Origin of the sequence: Streptomyces sp. NPDC050549, from assembly GCF_040655035.1 — a bacterium.
GTDB lineage: Bacteria > Actinomycetota > Actinomycetes > Streptomycetales > Streptomycetaceae > Streptomyces.
The window spans coordinates 1-16,589 of record NZ_JBFAJD010000053.1 but is presented as its reverse complement, the minus strand read 5'-3'; the positions used below and the strand labels follow the sequence as shown (position 1 = coordinate 16,589).

Below are 16,589 nucleotides of genomic sequence, written 5' to 3'. Positions count from 1 at the left end.
CGCGACGGTGGAACCGTCCCACCCCCGCTGACCTCCTCATATGTGGAGTGCCTGGGATGCCGTCCCGGGACGCGACACGCACGGGGGAACGGTGTCGGGCGAGGGCGACGACAAGGATGTCGAGGAGTTCGCGGCGCTGCTGCGACGGCTGAAGGACCGCACGGACCGCAGCTACGGCCAGTTGGCCCGCCGTCTGAACATGAACGCCTCGACCCTGCACCGCTACTGCGTGGGCGCGGCGGTCCCCCTCGACTTCGCCCCCGTGGAGCGGTTCGCGGGCCTGTGCGGGGCGACACCCGAGGAACGGCTGCGGCTGCACCGGTACTGGATCCTGGCGGTGGCGGCCCGGCAGCGGCCCCGGCCCGCCGGGAACCCGGTCCCCGAACCGGTGCCGGAGGAGGTCCCCGCGCCGGCGCCGAGCCCCTGGTACCGACGGCGGCTCACGCTCACCGCCGCCGCGGTGTGCGCGGTACTCGCGGTGTGGGGCAGCCTGTCGGCGGTCTCCACCCACGACACCGCCAAGCCCGAGGACGGACCGTCCACACCGTCCGCAGCCCCCGCGCCCGTCACCTGGACCGCCAACTCCCAGGCATGGGCCATCCATTGCAGCCACGACTACGTCGTCGAGAAGTCACCCGCGCGGGTTCCGCCGCCCCCTGCCCCGGAGGACGCCGGGACCTGGGCGGCGCGACAGCGCGCGGTGCACGGCCGGGAGACCGACGTCGAGATCTCGCTGCAGGGGCGGACGACCACGGCGGTCGTCCTGGAGTCGCTGCGTGTACGGGTCGTGGGCCGGGCCACCCCCGTCCACGGCACCGCCTACGCCATGGACCAGGGCTGCGGCGGCGAGGTCAGCCCCCGCTACTTCGGGGTGGACCTGGACGCCCGCCGCCCCCTGGCCCGTCCGGTCGCCGGGAGCGACCTGGGCACACCGGTCCCCGCGGCGCACCTGCCGTACCGGGTCTCCGCGCAGGACCCGGAGGTACTGCTCGTCAAGGCCAGGACACAGACCTGCGACTGCCGCTGGTACCTCGAACTCGGCTGGTCCTCCCAGGGCCGCACCGGCACCCTCCGCATCGACGACCACGGCAGGCCGTTCCGCACGACGAGCATCAAGGGCCTGCCGCACTACTGGTACTCGGCGAAGGGCTGGGCGCCGTACGACGGTTAGAGCCCCCGCACGTTACGGATGTTGGACCGCGCCATCTGCAGCATGCGGCCGACTCCGCCGTCCAGCACGATCTTCGACGCCGAGAGCGCGAAGCCCGTCACCATCTCGGCGCTGATCTTCGGCGGGATGGACAGCGCGTTGGGGTCGGTGACGACATCGACGAGGGCCGGGCCCTTGTGCTTGAGGGCCGCCTTCAGGGCGCCTCGGAGGTCCCTGGGCTTCTCGACCCGCACACCGTAGGCACCACAGGCACGCGCCACGGCGGAGAAGTCGGGATTCTTGTTGGTGGTGCCGTACGACGGGAGACCGGCGACCAGCATCTCCAACTCGACCATTCCCAGAGAGGAGTTGTTGAACAGTACGACCTTCACCGGCAGGTCGTACTGGACGAGGGTGAGGAAGTCGCCCATCAGCATGGAGAACCCGCCGTCGCCGGACATCGAGATCACCTGCCGCTCGGTGTCGGTGAACTGGGCGCCGATCGCCATGGGCAGCGCGTTCGCCATCGAGCCGTGCGAGAACGAACCGATCACGCGGCGGCGGCCGTTGGGCGTGATGTAGCGGGCGGCCCACACATTGCACATGCCCGTGTCGACGGTGAACACGGCCTCCTCGTCGGCGAGTTCGTCGAGTACGGAGGCCACGTACTCGGGATGGATCGGGACCTGCTTCTCCACCTTCCGCGTGTACGCCTTGACGACCCCCTCCAGCGCGTCGGCGTGCTTCTTGAGCATCCGGTCGAGGAACTTCCGGTCCCCCTTCGGCTTCACCCGGGGAATGAGACAGCGCAGCGTCTCCTTCGCGTCGCCCCACACCGCGAGGTCCAACTTCGAGCGCCGGCCCAGATGTTCGGGCCGTACGTCGATCTGGGCGATCTTCACGTCGTCGGGCAGGAACGCGTTGTACGGGAAGTCGGTGCCGATGAGGATCAGCAGGTCACACTCGTGGGTGGCCTCGTAGGCGGCGCCGTAGCCGAGCAGTCCGCTCATGCCGACGTCGTACGGGTTGTCGTACTGGATCCACTCCTTGCCCCGCAGGGCGTGTCCGATCGGGGACTTGATCTTCCCGGCGAACTCCATCACCTCGGCGTGCGCGCCAGCCGTGCCGCTGCCGCAGAACAGGGTGACCCTGTCGGCCTCGTCGATCATCTCGACGAGCTTCTCGATCTCGGCGTCGCCCGGGCGGACGGACGGGCGGGAGGTGACGAGGGCGGTCTCGGCGGCCTTCTCCGGGGCGGGCTCGGAGGCGATGTCGCCGGGGAGGGAGACGACGCTGACGCCGGACTGGCCGATCGCGTGCTGGATGGCGGTCTGCAGGAGCCGGGGCATCTGCTTGGGGCTGGAGATCAGTTCGCTGTAGTGACTGCACTCCTGGAAGAGCCGCTCCGGGTGGGTCTCCTGGAAGTAGCCGAGGCCGATCTCGCTGGACGGGATCTGCGAGGCGAGGGCGAGGACCGGGGCCATGGAGCGGTGGGCGTCGTAGAGGCCGTTGATGAGGTGCAGGTTGCCGGGGCCGCAGGAGCCGGCGCAGGCCGCGAGCTTCCCGGTTATCTGGGCTTCCGCGCCGGCGGCGAAGGCGGCGGTCTCCTCGTGCCGTACATGGATCCAGTCGATGGCTGAGTTGCGACGGATCGCGTCGACGACGGGGTTGAGGCTGTCGCCGACGACGCCGTAGAGGCGCTTGACTCCGGCGCGGACGAGGATGTCGACGAACTGTTCGGCAACGTTCTGCTTGGCCATGGTTCTCGCGTGCCCTTCGGCTTCCGGTGTACTGCGGATACCTCTGGGTTCCATGAATTCACAGCCCGGGCGCTCACGCCTCCCAAACGGCGGCGGCCGTGCGGTCGTCGGCATAACCCTTGACCCGCACTTGGGTGTCGGCGAGGAACGCGGCCAGACCCGGCGGGGTGGCGGCGGACCACCGGCCCGCCAGATGGGCGGACAGCTCGGGCTCGCCGCGCAGCGGTTCGGCGAGGCCTCCGGTGCACATGAGAAGCGTGTCGCCGGGGCGGGCGACCGAGGCACGGAAGCGGAAGGGTTCGCGGGGCGGTTCCGGGGCGGGTTCGTACGGGCTCGGCGGGGTCGGAATGCCGAGGTCCATGGTGAGCCGGTCGCCCTCGGGGGTCTCGGCCGGCTGCGAGCCGAAGCCGACGACGGCCTCGCCGGCCGCCTCCCGGGCGGAGGGCTCGATGTCCTGCCACTCCCCGTCGCGCAGCCGGAACAGACCGCCGGGGCCTACGCCGAAGAAGACCCGGGTACGGCACTCCGGGTGGGCGGGGAGGAGCAGGCAGCGCAGGGTGGCCGCGTACTCGTCCGGGTCGATGCCCTGCTCGGCGGCGCTGGCGCGGAGTTTGCCGAGACTGCGGTCGGTGAGCCGGTGCAGACCGGACTTGAGATCACCGCGCCGGGCGGCCCGGATGTCCTCCGCGAGCCGCGCGTGACTCCGTCCGACGGCCCTCCCGATCCAGTGACAGGCCTCGGCGGCGGCGCGGTGCGCCCCCGGGGTGGCCCTCGCCCCGGTCGCCATCGCGACCAGCACCAGGGCCTGGTCCCCGACCCCGAACCGCGCGGTCAGCAACGAGTCCCGGCGCGGCTCACCCCGGAACCGCGCGGAGTCCCCGCGCACGGAGGCGGCCCGCAGCGTGCTGCTCCCGTACCGCGCCCCGTCGAGCACGGTGTCCGCGACCAGGTCGTCCAGGTCGTCCGGGTCGGCGGGCGGCAGGGCGGTGGGCTCGGCGTCGTAGGTGGGAGGTCCCGAGCCCACGTAGTCGAGGGTGAGGGATGCGGGCGGGGGTGTGGTGGGTGGCGGGGGTGGTGCGAGGGCGGGGAGGTTCGGGGGCGGCGGGTAGGCGGGCGCGGTGACAGGGACTGCCCCGCGCAGGAGCTGCGGGGTGGGCGGGGCGGGGCTGATCGGGGGCGGTGGCGGCGGGAACGGCGCTGCGCCGAAGGGTGGGGCCGCGCCGCCGCCCCGCCCGGCCGGAGACGGCGAGCTGTCGTCGCGCGTGGCCGGGGCCGGACGGTGGCCCGGCGCCCCGGCGTCCGCCGTACCGCCCCGGAGGGAACCGGGGGCACCGGCCGCACCGGCACGCGGTGCCGGAACCCCCGAGCCGGCCACCGGACGCACACCCTGGTCCACGGGCCCGGGCTCCGGACTCGCGCCCTCGCCTGCGGACCCTGACACCGGACCCGCGTCCTCATCCACGGTCCCCGGCACCGGACGCGCGCTCTCGTCCACGGTTCCGGCCGCCGAGGCGAACCGGTCCTCCAGGGAGTCGGCCGCGGCCGTGGGCCCCGTGTCGTCGGTGGAGTCGTCGTACAGCTGGCCCCACCAGTCGTCCTCGTGACCGGGCGGCTTTCCCCCCTGCTGGCTCATGCCCCTAATTGTCCACCGTGCGGGCCGGATGAAAACGGGGCGTCAGGAAAATCCGGTGCGCGCCCCTTCTCGAACGGCGTGTCGGATGACGTACCGAACACCCGTGCGCCACAAGGCGATCCGGCACGGCACAGAGCCGCCGGACGGTTCCACCCCCCACGGGAGAACCGCCCGGCGACGACCGAGTGACCGAATCCCGTCGCGGATCCAGCCGTCCGGACCCGAGCGTGACTTGCCTTCCTGAAGGGCCGCTGTGATTCGCGCCCGACTCCCCTATGACTGAACGGGCGCGAATCCGCAGGCCGAACAAGCCCAATCCAGGCATTACGGACGGCTGTTGGTGCCTCGGTGGCGCAACCTTGGCAGAGTGACGGGTGGTACGGCGATGATGTGCGGAGGCGGGTTCGCGCCGTGGCCGATTTCCGCCAAGGCGCGCGCGACGGGTCTTCGGGGAGGGGCGGAACCTGATGCTGGGAGCGATAGGCCTGGACGAGGCGCACGAGTCGGCCTACCGGGCGCTGGTGTCCGTCGGCGCCGCCGACGTGCCCGATCTCGCCCGCCGGCTGACCATCGGGGAGTACGACACCGAGCGCGCCCTGCGCCGCCTGGAACTGCACGGACTCGCCGCCCAGTCGACGGCCCGCCCCGGCCGCTGGGTCGCCGCCCCGCCCGGGGTGGCCCTGGGCGCCCTGCTCACCCAGCAGCGCCACGAACTGGAGAAGGCCGAACTGGCCGCCGCGCTGCTCGCCGACGAGTACCGGGCGGCCGCCGCCGAGACCGCCGTACACGATCTGGTGGAGGTGGTGACCGGGGCCGCGGCCGTCACCCGGCGTTTCCTGCAGCTGCAGCTCGGCGCGAGCGACGAGGTGTGCGCGCTGGTCACCGGGAATCCGGTCGCCGTCACCGGCATGGAGAACGACGCGGAGGAGCAGGCCGCCGGACGCGGGGTCCGCTACCGGGTCGTCATCGAACGCGCGGTGCTGGACCTGCCGGACGGCCGCACCGAACTGGCCGCCGCGCTCGGCCGCGGCGAGCAGGTGCGGGTGGTGGACAAGGTGCCGACCAAACTGGTGGTCGCCGACCGGACCCTCGCACTGGTGCCGCTCACGTCGCACACCGCCGAACCCGCCGCGCTGGTCGTGCACGCGAGCGGCCTGCTGGAACTGCTCTGCGGGCTCTTCGAGTCGGTCTGGCGGGACGCGCTCCCGCTGCGCCTGGGCGTGTCCGGCACGGCCGAGCAGGAGCCGGACGGCCCCGACGGAACCGACCTGGAGGTGCTGTCCCTGCTGCTGGCCGGGTTGACCGACGCGAGCGTGGCGAAACAGCTCGATCTGGGCCTCAGGACGGTCCAGCGCCGGGTGAAGCGGCTGATGGAGCTGACCGGGGTGACGACCCGGCTGCAACTGGGCTGGCACGCCTACGAACGGGGCTGGGTGACCCGTTACTGACCTGCGTTTTCCCCCGGGATCCCGCAGGCTGGGCAGATGGGAGTGGCTGAACTCCTGCTGGTCGGCGTCGTCATCCTGCTCGGCCTGTGCGGAGTCCTGGTGCCCGGAGTTCCGGGGTCGTGGCTGGTGTGGGCCGCGGTCCTGTGGTGGGCGCTGAAGGATCCGCAGCCGGTCTCCTGGGGCGTTCTCGTGGGCGCCACGGCCGCCCTCCTCCTCTCCCATGTGGTGCGCTGGGCACTGCCGCCCCGCCGGCTGCGCGCGAGCGGCGCGACCCCCCGGATGGCCGTGTACGCCGGGACCGGCGCGCTGCTGGGCTTCCTGCTCCTGCCCGTGCTCGGCGCGATCCCCGGCTTCATGGCCGGCGTCTACCTCCACGAACGCCTGCGGCTGGGCCGGCACGCCGAGGCCATGGCCTCCCTGCGTACGGCGATGCGCTCGGGCGGCTCCAGCGTGCTGACCGAACTGTTCACGTGCCTGCTGATCGCGGGGGCGTGGCTGGGCGCCACGATCTGGGGCTGACCCCTGAGGTCTACGGAGTCCACGGGGTCAATGGGGCCAGCGTGGCGAGGTCGACCGTGTCGGCGAGTGCGCGCATGCCGGCGTCGTTGAAGTGGAGGTGGTCGCCGGAGTCGTAGGCGGGCCGGATCCGCTGCGGCTGCTCCGGGTCGCGGACGGCCGCGTCGAAGTCGACGACCGCGTCGAAGAGCCCGCCTGCCCCGGCCCGGATGAAGGCGTTGACCGTCTGCCGTACGGCTTCCCGGGCCGCCGTGTACGCGCTGTTGCCGCCGTACGGCGTGAGGGTCGCGCCGATGACACGGATGCCGTGGGCGCGGGCGCGGGTCACGAGGGTGCGGTAGGCGGTCTCGAAGGCATCGGGGTCGGTGGCGTTCGGGGTGCCCTTGATGTCGTTGATGCCCTCCATGACGATCAGCACCCGCACCCCCGACCGCGACAGGGCGTCCGCGTCGAGCCGGGCCAGCGCGCTCGGCCCGGTGTCGTCGCGCAGCAGACGGTTGCCTGAGATCCCGGCGTTGAGGACACCGAGGCGGCGGTACGGAGGCAGGGCTTTCAGACGCTCGGCGAGCCGGTCGGGCCAGCGGTGGTTGGCGTCGCGGCTGGATCCGTTGCCGTCGGTGAGGGAGTCGCCGAACGCGACGACACTGCCGGCCGCCGGGGCGTCGAGGACGTCGACACCGGTGACGTAGTACCAGGAGGTGGTGGTCGTCGTGTATGCGGCGCCGTCGCTGTCGGCCGCCCAATTGCCGTTCGGGGTGCGGTAGTTGGTCTGCCCGGCGGCGCGGTGGTAGGTCGCCGGGCCGGAGTCGTCGGGCGTGTGGACCGTGACGAGCAGGTCCGCCGCGTCGGGTACGGCGAGCGGGACGGCGTCGGTGACGAGGTCCTCGCCCGCCGGGATCGTGACCGCGCCGGCGCCGCCGTTGAAGGTGGCGGTGCGCATCGAGCCGGGCACGGCGTCCGGACCGGTCCCGCGCAGGGCGACGGTCACCGTGTCGAGGCGGAGGGGCGCGGTGCCGAGCCGGTTGGTGAGCCGGACGCGGACGGCGTCGCCGCCGACGCTGAGATGCACGACGTTGCGGAAGGAGGCGCCGGGATGGGCCGCGGTGGTGCCGGAGGGGGCGGCCTCCCAGGTCCCGGTCCAGGTGTCGAGAGGTTCGGCCGCCGCAGCCTCGGCCGTCGCCGTTCCCTGTCCGACCCCCGCTCCCAGCACCAGTACCAGCAGTGCCACACCGATCCGTCCGGCCCCGACCATGAGCGCTCCGCCTCTCCCCGCCGATCACGAGGAGGCGACCGTGGCATGCGGAGCGGGGCGGACGGCGGAGCATCACCGGTGGCCGCGGCCGTATCCGCCTGTCCGGAGTAGGACGGAAGTCCTGGTCCCTGAAGCCGATGCGGTGGGCGGGCAGGCGTGTTTGGCTGCGGTCATGACCGAATTCACCGAGGCCGAGCGCGCGTACCTCAAGTCGCAGCGGCTGGGGCGACTGGCCACCGTCGACCCCCAGGGACAGCCGCAGGCCAATCCCGTCGGCTTCTTCCCGCAGGACGACGGGACGATCCTGGTCGGCGGATATGCGATGGGTGCGACGAAGAAGTGGCGCAACCTGCGGGCGAACCCGAAGGTCGCGCTGGTCGTGGACGACATCGTCAGCGTCAGCCCGTGGCGGGTACGCGGCATCGACATCCGCGGCGAGGCCGAACTCCTGGTCGGCGCGCACGAGTTGGGGCCGCACATGAGCGAGGAGGTGATCCGCATCCATCCGCGGCGGATCCACAGTTGGGGCCTGGAGGCCGACTAGTTCGAGGACTCCAGCGGGTGCGAGGAGTCCAACGCGTCCTCCAGGGTGAGGAGTTGGACCTTCCGGTCGAGGCCGCCCGCATAGCCCGTCAGTGATCCGTCGGCACCGATCACCCGGTGGCAGGGGCGGACGACCAGCAACGGGTTGGCGCCGATCGCCCCGCCCACGGCCCGCACTGCGGCCCGGGACGCGCCGATCCGGGCGGCGATCTCGCCGTACGTCGTCGTCGCGCCGTACGGAACGGAGTCGAGCGCGCTCCACACCCGCTCCCGGAACTCCGTGCCGGAGGTGTGGAACTCCAGCTGGAATTCCTTCAGTTCACCGGCGAAGTAGGCGGCGAGCTGTTCGCCGGTCGCGCGGAAGGGGCCGGGGTCCCGCCGCCACTCCGGCTGGACGGTACGGCCGCCCTTCTGGCCGGGGACGGAGAGGGAGGTAAGGGCGCCACTGTCGTCGGCGGTGAGGAGCAACTGTCCCAAGGGGCTCTCGAAACTCGTCCAGCGGATGGTCATGGCAACTCCAACTCCCCTGCTGCGAGCAGGTGTTGTACGGCATAGGAACGCCAGGGGCGCCAGCCGTCCGGGATGTCGGCACCGGACGGTGCCACGTCGGGGTCGCCGAGGGCGCGGGCGCGGATGACGGCGACCGTGGCGGCGTCCATACCGGGCAGCGCGAGCAGGGCGGCCTGAGCGTCGTCCCGGTCGGCGCCGACGTCGAGTCGTACGGTGCCGTCGGCGAGGGCGGTGACGAGGCCGGCCAGGGGATCGCCGGGCAGGGCCTCGGCCAGTACCGACGGTTCCGGGAAGAGGTGGGTGAGGGCGCCGGACGGGGCGTCCAGTGTCCTGCCGTAGCGCCGAACCAGCCGCTCGGACTCGGCCCGCCCCACCAGCGCCCGTACGGCCAGTTCCTCGGGATCGGCGGCGCCCGGTGAACGCAGGCCAGGCCGGGCGGCGACGAGTGGGGCGAGCCGGGGGTCGGCGCCGAGCCGCTCGTCGACGGCGTACGGGTCGGCGTCGAGGTCGAAGAGGCGTCGCAGGCGCTGTACGGCGGTGGTCAGGTCGCGGTGGTCGGTGAGATGCAGCCGGGCGTCGAGCCAGCCGCCGGTATGGGGGCGCGACACGCCCTTGAGGGTGCCGGGGCATTCGTCGACGGCGACGATTCCGGTGCCGTAGGGAAGACGGAGGGTACGGCGGTACGTGCGGTGGCCCGGGGTACCGGTGACTTCCTCGATGCCGGGGACGGCCTCGCTTTGCAGCAGGCCGAAGACGGCGGCGGACTGGTACGGGCCTCGGTGCGCGAGCCGCAGCGGAACTCCGGCGGACGGTTCGGCGGCGGGGACGGTCCCGTTGTCCTGCTCCCTTGCAGGTGACTTGGCCGGTGGCTGGGGCGCGTTGGTGCGCAGTTCGCTGGGGGTCGACGCGTACACGGCGCGAATCGTGTCGTTGAACTGACGCACGCTGGCGAAGCCTGCCGCGAACGCGATCTCCGTGATCGGCAGGTCGGTGGTCTGCACGAGTACGCGTGCGGTGTGCGCCCGTTGGGCCCGGGCGAGGGCGACGGGACCGGCGCCGAGTTCGGCGGTGAGCTGCCGTTGGACCTGCCGTGCGCTGTATCCGAGCCGTACGGCGAGCCCGGCGACACCCTCGCGGTCCACCACTCCGTCGCCGATCAGCCGCATGGCGCGGCCCACGACATCGGCGCGCACGTTCCACTCGGCCGACCCCGGCACGGCGTCCGGACGGCACCGCCGGCAGGCCCGGAACCCCGAGCCCTGCGCGGCGGCGGCAGTCATGAAGAACCGCACGTTGCGTCGCTTCGGAGTCACAGCCGGGCAACTGGGCCGGCAGTAGATCCCGGTGGTCGCGACGCCGAAGAAGAACTCACCGTCGAACCGGGCGTCCCGGCTCCGTACGGCCTCGTACCTGCTGTCTTCGTCCATCACGCCGTCCAGTCTCCGCCATCCCCGGGGGCGGGGCTGGCGGAAATCGGACGCGGCGTTGAGGTCGGGGCCGAGCCGGGCGAGCCCCCTGCCGCACCTAAGCCCAACGCCCCCGCTTCGCCTCCATGGCCGCCTTCCCCTCCGCCCCCTTCCGCTTCCAGTCGCGGCGCTGCTCGGACCTGAGCCGGGCGTCGGTCTTGGCGACGATCCACTGGTTCTCACGCATGAGCTTGCGGTAGCTGTCGAGCCGGCGCTCGGACAGCTCACCCGACTCGGCAGCGGCGAGCACCGCGCACCCCGGCTCCGCGATGTGGGCACAGTCCTGGAAACGGCACTGTCCCGCCAGTGCCTCGATCTCGGCGAACACCTGCCCGACCCCGGTCTGCGCGTCCCACAGTCCGACCCCGCGCAGCCCCGGCGTGTCGATCAGGACACCGCCGCCGGGCAGTGCGAGGAGATTGCGCGTGGTGGTCGTATGACGGCCCTTGCCGTCCACGTCACGCGTCACCTGCACATCCATCACGTCCTCGCCGAGCAGCGCGTTCGCGAGCGTCGACTTGCCCGCACCCGACTGCCCGAGCAGCACGGACGTACCACCGGCGGCGACCGCGGCGAGCACGTCGACCCCCTCCCCGGTCGTGGCACTCACACTCAGCACCGGCACACCCGGCGCCGTCGTCTCCACGTCCTGGACGAGATACGACAGCGTCACCGCATCCGGCACGAGGTCGGCCTTGGTGAGCACGACGAGGGGCTGGGCACCGGACTCCCAGGCGAGCGCGAGAAACCGTTCGATACGGCCGAGGTCGAGATCCCCGGTCAGCGGTACGGCGACGATCGCGTGATCGACATTGGCCGCGAGGATCTGCCCCTCGGACCGCTTGGAGGAGGTGGAACGCACGAACGCGGTACGACGGGGCAGCAGCGTCCGCACATAGCGCGGGTCGCCGCCCGCGGGGTCGACGGCGACCCAGTCCCCCGTGCACACGACCTTCATCGGGTCACGGGGAACGACAAACTCGGTGTCGGCACGGACGGTGCCGACCGGTGTGACGACATCACACAGGCCACGATCGACCCGCACGACACGACCGGGCAGCAGACCCTGCCCGGCGAAGGGAGCGAACTCGGCCTCCCAGTCCGCGTCCCAGCCGTAGGCGGCGAGAGGGTGCGCGGAAACCCGAGCAGAAGAGAACAAAGACAAGGGGTGACCCTTCACAAGGGTGGCCCCGGCACCGCGCACACAGACGCGGGAAGAGATGGAGAGTCAGCCGGAGACCACGGGAGTGGACTTGATGAACTTCCGGATGCGGGCAACGCCCACCACAGAGACAGCCATCGGTCACACCTCCCCAAACACAAGCCAAGTCACCTGCGGCAACACACGGTTGCCGCTCCAACGGCACCGACCATAGAAGGTGCACGGGCCGCGGCGCCAGCGAATTTCGGCACACCAACCGTCTCTCCCAGCCGGCTACGACGCCGACACCACATGGTCCGAGGCAACGGCTACCGCCACCGCGCCGGAGACCGTCGGGTCCCGTTCCCGTCCCCACACCAAGTCATGGTGGCCCGGCCGACATCAGCCGCGATGCCGGCGAGGATGTCGCCGCGGACTGGCGAAGCGACTTCGGGTGCCCCGCCAAGCCACGCTCGTCGGGGGACCGGAGCGAATTCAGTGCCGTGGGACACCCACTGCGGCACATCGTGGTACGCAGGTGGCCCTATAGCCGAAGACACGCCAGTGGCAGAATGACCGCCATGTCCAACTCATATGGGCGGCCCATCCTCAGAACGACGGATCTCTCGGCGGGACTGCAAATTGTGGAGCAGCTGCTCGCGATTGCCGACCTGCGAGATCTCGAAGTCGACTTCGAAGCACGGGTCTCCTCGACAGACGTTCTCGCAGCACTGCTGGAATTGATTCCGGACGCCGGCTGGTGGGCCGAGGGGGACCGGGACGGCTCGTCGGACAAGGGAGACGATTCAGCAGCACACCTCCCCATCCGGCTGCGGGGCTGGGCCATGTCCCCCGAGACGGTTGAGCCGTTCCTTAAGGCGGTGGGCGAAAGTCCCGCCTCGGTTCGGTGGGATTTCAATGCCTGGCCCGAGGCCCCTGAGGTGGGCCTGGGTGTCGGTGGTACGAGAGGTGCGTTCGTGACGCTGTGCGTGAACGTCCGCGATCTCGATCTGACGGAGCTCTCCACCGATCACACCGTTTTCGTTCACGTAAAGCAGGTCGAGGCCGAACGCGCGCCCTGGTTGGCGGCTCAAGTCGGACTTGGAGTTATCGGCGATCTGGTCATGGCTCCGTACTGAGGAACCCCGGGCGCAATTTCTTGGGTCGCAGGCTGCGGAATGTTGGAGATGGGCAAGGGATTCTTCGATCCCTTCGGGTGCCACGAGGCTGTGGAACAGGACGCACTCGTCAATGGACAATCCCCCGCGCCCTTGGACCTTGCTGCCCTCAACGGTGCGTGCGGCGAATGGCCCCCGTTCGTTGTTCGCATCGCGTCGGCTGAGCCACATGGCGGCTCAGCCGACGCGATGTCCAGGTGTCCCGTGCGGTCAACGAATCGGGTTGCCGGCAATGCGGGTGACCCGCAACGGCAGTCGACTGGGTGCCTGCAGTCCCTCCGGGTCGTGGAACTGCGGTGGCTGCGTGGTGGACACGGCGAAGTCGGGGTAGCGGGTGAGGAGTTCGGTCAGTGCCACGCGCGCCTCCAGGCGGGCGAGCGGTGCGCCGAGGCACACATGGGCGCCCTTGCCGAACGACAGATGTCGATTGGGGCGCCGGGCGATGTCGAAGGTGTCGGGGTCGGGGAACGCCTCGGGATCCCGGGCGGTCGACACCAGAGCGACGCTCACCAGAGCTCCCTGGGGGACCGTGTGGCCGCTGAGCCGGGTGTCGCGGGCGGCCCTGCGATCGAGCCAGATCAGCGGTGAGCGGTAGCGCAGCACCTCCTCGATGGCGGAGGGCAACAGACCGGGGTCCTTGCGCAACTCCGCTGTGTCCTTCGGGTGTTCGTCGAGGCACAGCACTGCATTGCCGAGCAGTGCGCTGGTGGTGAGGAATCCGGCGATGAGCATCAGACCGAGGAAGCCGACGATCTCCTGGTCGTCCAGCCGTCGGCCGTCGGCCTCGGCCCGGATCAGGTCGTGGATCAGGCCGGTGCCGGACCTGGCGCGGTGCCGGCGTACATGGCTGCCCAGGTAGTCGTTCATCTCCCGGATGGACGGGGCCATCGCGGCCACGCCCTCCTCGCTGCGGATGGCGTCCACACCGTTGTCCACCAACAGGGCGTACGCCCACTTGCGGAACAGGCCGTGATCCTCGCGGGGCAGCCCCATCACCTCGGCGATCACCGTGACGGGCAGCGGGTGGGCCAGGTCGGAGACTATGTCGATGGTGTCGCCGCGTTCCTCCGCGGCGTCCAGCAGTCGCCGGGTCACCTCCCCGATGCGCGGCTCCAGGCTCTCCACGAACCGGGGAGTGAACGCCTGGCTCACCAGACCGCGCAGCACCCGGTGCCTGGGCATGTCCATGTTCTGGAAGTTGCCCTTCTGGAACGCGACGAGCTCCTCCACCGAGGGCATGAACTCGCTCATGTCGTTGGAGAACGTCTCGGCCTCCTGCATCACCCGCAGACCGTCCGCGTAGCGGAACACCTGCCACCGGCCGGACCGCGGGTCATGGCTGACGGGCTCCTCACGGCGCATGTGCGTGTAGTGGGCGAGCGTGCGCCGCATCGCGTCGGAAAAGTGCGGACCACCCATCTGACCGGTCTCCTTGTGCTGTCGGGGAAAGTCGTTCACGCGGCCCGGCGCTCCTCGGCGTACTGCTTGGCGTGGCCCAGGGTCGCCTTGCTGTTCGTACTCAGGGCACGGTGGATGTAGGCCCTGGCGTCGGCCACGGTGCGGCCCGCCCCGAGCACCTCCTCGACAGCCTCGGGCTTGACGACGACGGTGTGGTGCGAGGTGGCGTCCACTCCGCCGTCCCGTGGCACGAGGATCCAGCTTCCGGTGTGCGCGGTCATCAGCGCGGGCACCGTGGTCTGCTTGTAGACGATCCGGTCGGTGCCGCGCACCACCCGGACCGACTCGGTGGTGTGCACCGAACCGTCCGCGGCCTTGGTGTCCATGGCCATGACCTGCAAGCCCGGCTCGTCCTCGGTCAGATCGAGCCGGGTCACGTGCGGCAGGCGTTGTGGCCACAGGTCGGCGCGGTGGAGAAAGTCGAAGACGTCGTCGGCCTCGCCCGCGATGTGCACCGTGTCCTCGAAAGCGAACATCAGCGCGTCCATCTCGTCGTGCCGCTCGGCGACCCGCTTGATGCCTGCGAGCTCCGCGTCGCTGTTGCCGTCCAGAGCGGCGCGTACCCAGGCCACATGCTCGGGGGCGTCGTCGACCACGGTGAAGTCGTGGTGCAGTTCCAGCCGGGTCCTTGACGCGGACAGGGTCTTCGCGCACCAGGTGCCGTCCATCGAGGCGACCGGCGCGGCCGACACCTCCTGCCGGAACCGGACCGTGTGCGTCTGCGGGTCGAGGTCCCGGCGCGAGGTCCACTGCTTCACCTCGCCGCCCGCCATGGCCCAGATGTGGATGCGTTCCGTGCGCTCGCCTTGTTCCAGGTGCTCCACATGGATGTTGGGAGCGAAGAACACGGGCCAGCGCGTGACGTCCGCGATGATGTCGTGGACCACCCGTGCCGGGGCGTCGATCTCGGTGGTGTGCAGGGTGTGGTGGCTTTCGGACACGTCGAACCCTCCCTCTTGTCCCGGCCTGCCGGGGATCAGTAGTTGCCGAGGCCACCGCAGACGTTCAACGCCTGGGCCGTGATGGAAGCGGCGGTGTCGGTCGCCAGGTAGCCGACCAGGCCGGCCACCTCCTGCGGCGTCGAGTAGCGCCCCAGCGGGATCTTGGCCTGGAACTGCCGCAGGATGTCGTCCTCGGTGGTGTCCCAGGCGGCGGCGTAACCCGCGCGCACACGCTGGGCCATCGGCGTCTCCACATAACCCGGACACACGGCGTTGACGGTGACACCGGTCGGCGCGAGCTCCTTGCCGAGCGCCTTGGAGAAGCCGATCACCCCGTGCTTGGACGCCGAGTAGGGCGCCGCGAGCACCACGCCCTGCTTGCCGCCCGTGGAGGCGATGTTGATGACGCGGCCCCAGCCGCGCTCCTGCATACCGGACCTCTTCAGCACCTCCCGGGTGACCAGGAAGACGCTGTTGAGGTTGGTGTCGATCACGTCGTACCAGATCTCGTCGGGGAGGTCGGCCGTGACCCCTCCGCCGCCCCGGCCGGCGTTGTTGACGAGGACGTCGACACGGCCGTACGCGCTCATGGCGGACTCCACCAGCGTCTGGACAGCGGCCTTGTCCCGTACGTCGCACGACGTGCCGTCGGCCTCGTGCCCGGCCGCCCGCAGTTGCTCCACCGTCTCCTTCACTGCGTCCGCGTCGCGGGCACAGATGAAGACGGCCAGGCCCGTGCGGGCGAGGTCCTGGGCGACGGACAGCCCGATGCCGCTGGTGGCACCCGTGACGAGGGCGACCCGCCGTTCGTCGTTCGCCATGCTCAGCACTCCCGTGGTCGGTGATGTCGGGTTTCACCGTGGCCCGGTCTGCTCGAACCGAGGTCGAACACCGCTGGACACCCGACGGCTCGCCTCAAGCCCGCGTCGAGGAGGGCTGGAGCCGCTTGGACGACTCTCGTGGGGCCCGCGCCACAGAGCGCGCGGTCCGGCCACCCGTGGCCCGATCAGGAAGGAACCAGCATGTCGATCGCCCAGACGGTGTCCACCAACTCCGGTCCCACCGGCCTGTACCAGCTGATCCACCAGTTCTACGCACGGCAGATGCGGTTGCTGGACGACGGCAGGGCGGAGTACTGGGCGGACACGTTCACCGCCGACGGCGTCTTCGCCGCGAATGCCTTTCCCCAGCCGGTCGTTGGCCGCGCCGGCATCGCGACCGCAGCCCGTGCCGCCGTGGACGACTACGCCCGTCGGGGCATCCAGCGTCGCCACTGGCTGGGCATGCTGTCCGTCGAGCCCGGGAACGGCGAGGAGTTGCTGGTCAGCAGCTATGCCCTGGTGGTCGAGACGCCGCGTGACGGCACCCCCGAGATCCGGTCGAGCAGTACGTGCGACGACGTGCTGGTGCACCGGGACGGCGGATGGCTGGTGAAGGACCGCCGGATCCACCGTGACGACCTGCCGAGGCCGTAGTAGCGGTCGTCGTCGGAACACGGTGGGGGGGGGGCCCGGGGGGGCCCCCCCCCCCCCCCCGCGGGGGGGGGGGGGGCCCCGCCCCCCCCGGCCGCCCCACCGAGCGCGACACCGCGAC

15 protein-coding genes are annotated in these 16,589 nt (G+C 71.1%); 6 read left to right on the top strand and 9 right to left on the bottom strand.

Annotated features, from left to right (window positions below):
• Positions 1-91 precede the first annotated feature (91 nt).
• Entirely contained in the window at positions 92-1,171 is a 1,080-nt protein-coding gene (locus AB0I51_RS43170; RefSeq protein ID WP_362984178.1) for a helix-turn-helix transcriptional regulator, read from the top strand.
• Here the strand turns inward: AB0I51_RS43170 and AB0I51_RS43165 are convergent.
• Together AB0I51_RS43165 and AB0I51_RS43160 are read right to left on the bottom strand one after the other, a co-directional pair.
• Positions 1,168-2,910, bottom strand: coding sequence for a pyruvate dehydrogenase (locus tag AB0I51_RS43165; RefSeq protein WP_362984123.1), 1,743 nt, complete (start codon positions 2,908-2,910; stop codon positions 1,168-1,170). The two genes, AB0I51_RS43170 and AB0I51_RS43165, sit on opposite strands and share 4 nt — an antisense overlap.
• A 73-nt stretch (positions 2,911-2,983) precedes the next feature.
• Positions 2,984-4,543 carry a protein phosphatase 2C domain-containing protein gene (locus AB0I51_RS43160; protein ID WP_362984121.1) on the bottom strand — a complete coding sequence of 520 codons (1,560 nt, stop codon included), beginning with the start codon at positions 4,541-4,543 and terminating at the stop codon, positions 2,984-2,986.
• 467 nt (positions 4,544-5,010) lie between these two features.
• Here AB0I51_RS43160 and AB0I51_RS43155 point away from each other — a divergent pair, with 467 nt between their 5' ends.
• Positions 5,011-5,991: a helix-turn-helix transcriptional regulator gene (locus tag AB0I51_RS43155; protein WP_362984119.1), complete on the top strand. Its 981-nt coding sequence runs from the start codon at positions 5,011-5,013 to the stop codon at positions 5,989-5,991.
• 36 nt (positions 5,992-6,027) lie between these two features.
• Positions 6,028-6,510, top strand: a complete 483-nt coding sequence (locus tag AB0I51_RS43150; protein ID WP_362984117.1) for a DUF456 domain-containing protein — start codon at positions 6,028-6,030, stop codon at positions 6,508-6,510.
• Between the two features lie 10 nt (positions 6,511-6,520).
• Here AB0I51_RS43150 and AB0I51_RS43145 read toward each other — a convergent pair whose 3' ends face one another.
• Positions 6,521-7,759: an SGNH/GDSL hydrolase family protein gene (locus AB0I51_RS43145; protein ID WP_362984116.1), complete on the bottom strand. Its 1,239-nt coding sequence runs from the start codon at positions 7,757-7,759 to the stop codon at positions 6,521-6,523.
• 172 nt (positions 7,760-7,931) lie between these two features.
• On the opposite strand from AB0I51_RS43145, the gene AB0I51_RS43140 reads away from it, so the two are divergent.
• A complete protein-coding gene (locus AB0I51_RS43140) occupies positions 7,932-8,303 on the top strand; it encodes a PPOX class F420-dependent oxidoreductase (protein WP_362984114.1) in 372 nt (123 codons plus the stop codon).
• On the opposite strand, the gene AB0I51_RS43135 is transcribed toward AB0I51_RS43140, so the two are convergent.
• The 3 genes from AB0I51_RS43135 to rsgA form a co-directional block, all read right to left on the bottom strand.
• A complete protein-coding gene (locus AB0I51_RS43135) occupies positions 8,300-8,812 on the bottom strand; it encodes a methylated-DNA--[protein]-cysteine S-methyltransferase (RefSeq protein WP_362984112.1) in 513 nt (170 codons plus the stop codon). The two genes, AB0I51_RS43140 and AB0I51_RS43135, sit on opposite strands and share 4 nt — an antisense overlap.
• Positions 8,809-10,239 (bottom strand): AlkA N-terminal domain-containing protein, encoded by a 1,431-nt coding sequence (locus AB0I51_RS43130; RefSeq protein ID WP_362984176.1) that lies wholly within the window; start codon positions 10,237-10,239, stop codon positions 8,809-8,811. The genes AB0I51_RS43135 and AB0I51_RS43130 overlap by 4 nt, the downstream gene beginning before the upstream one ends.
• A 97-nt stretch (positions 10,240-10,336) precedes the next feature.
• Positions 10,337-11,437 carry a ribosome small subunit-dependent GTPase A gene (gene rsgA, locus AB0I51_RS43125; RefSeq protein ID WP_362984174.1) on the bottom strand — a complete coding sequence of 367 codons (1,101 nt, stop codon included), beginning with the start codon at positions 11,435-11,437 and terminating at the stop codon, positions 10,337-10,339.
• A gap of 563 nt (positions 11,438-12,000) precedes the next feature.
• On the opposite strand from rsgA, the gene AB0I51_RS43120 reads away from it, so the two are divergent.
• Positions 12,001-12,558, top strand: a complete 558-nt coding sequence (locus tag AB0I51_RS43120) for a hypothetical protein (protein ID WP_362984110.1) — start codon at positions 12,001-12,003, stop codon at positions 12,556-12,558.
• A 249-nt stretch (positions 12,559-12,807) separates the two neighbouring features.
• On the opposite strand, the gene AB0I51_RS43115 is transcribed toward AB0I51_RS43120, so the two are convergent.
• From AB0I51_RS43115 to fabG, 3 genes are read right to left on the bottom strand one after another with little or no spacing between them, the layout of a single operon-like run.
• Positions 12,808-14,055: a cytochrome P450 gene (locus tag AB0I51_RS43115; protein ID WP_362984108.1), complete on the bottom strand. Its 1,248-nt coding sequence runs from the start codon at positions 14,053-14,055 to the stop codon at positions 12,808-12,810.
• On the bottom strand, positions 14,052-14,996 hold the full coding sequence (locus AB0I51_RS43110; protein WP_362984106.1) for an aromatase/cyclase: 945 nt from the start codon (positions 14,994-14,996) through the stop codon (positions 14,052-14,054). The genes AB0I51_RS43115 and AB0I51_RS43110 overlap by 4 nt, the downstream gene beginning before the upstream one ends.
• A gap of 35 nt (positions 14,997-15,031) precedes the next feature.
• A complete protein-coding gene (gene fabG / locus AB0I51_RS43105; protein WP_362984104.1) occupies positions 15,032-15,817 on the bottom strand; it encodes a 3-oxoacyl-ACP reductase FabG in 786 nt (261 codons plus the stop codon).
• A gap of 201 nt (positions 15,818-16,018) precedes the next feature.
• Here fabG and AB0I51_RS43100 point away from each other — a divergent pair, with 201 nt between their 5' ends.
• Positions 16,019-16,471, top strand: a complete 453-nt coding sequence (locus AB0I51_RS43100) for a nuclear transport factor 2 family protein (protein WP_362984102.1) — start codon at positions 16,019-16,021, stop codon at positions 16,469-16,471.
• The last annotated feature ends 118 nt before the right edge of the window (positions 16,472-16,589 follow it).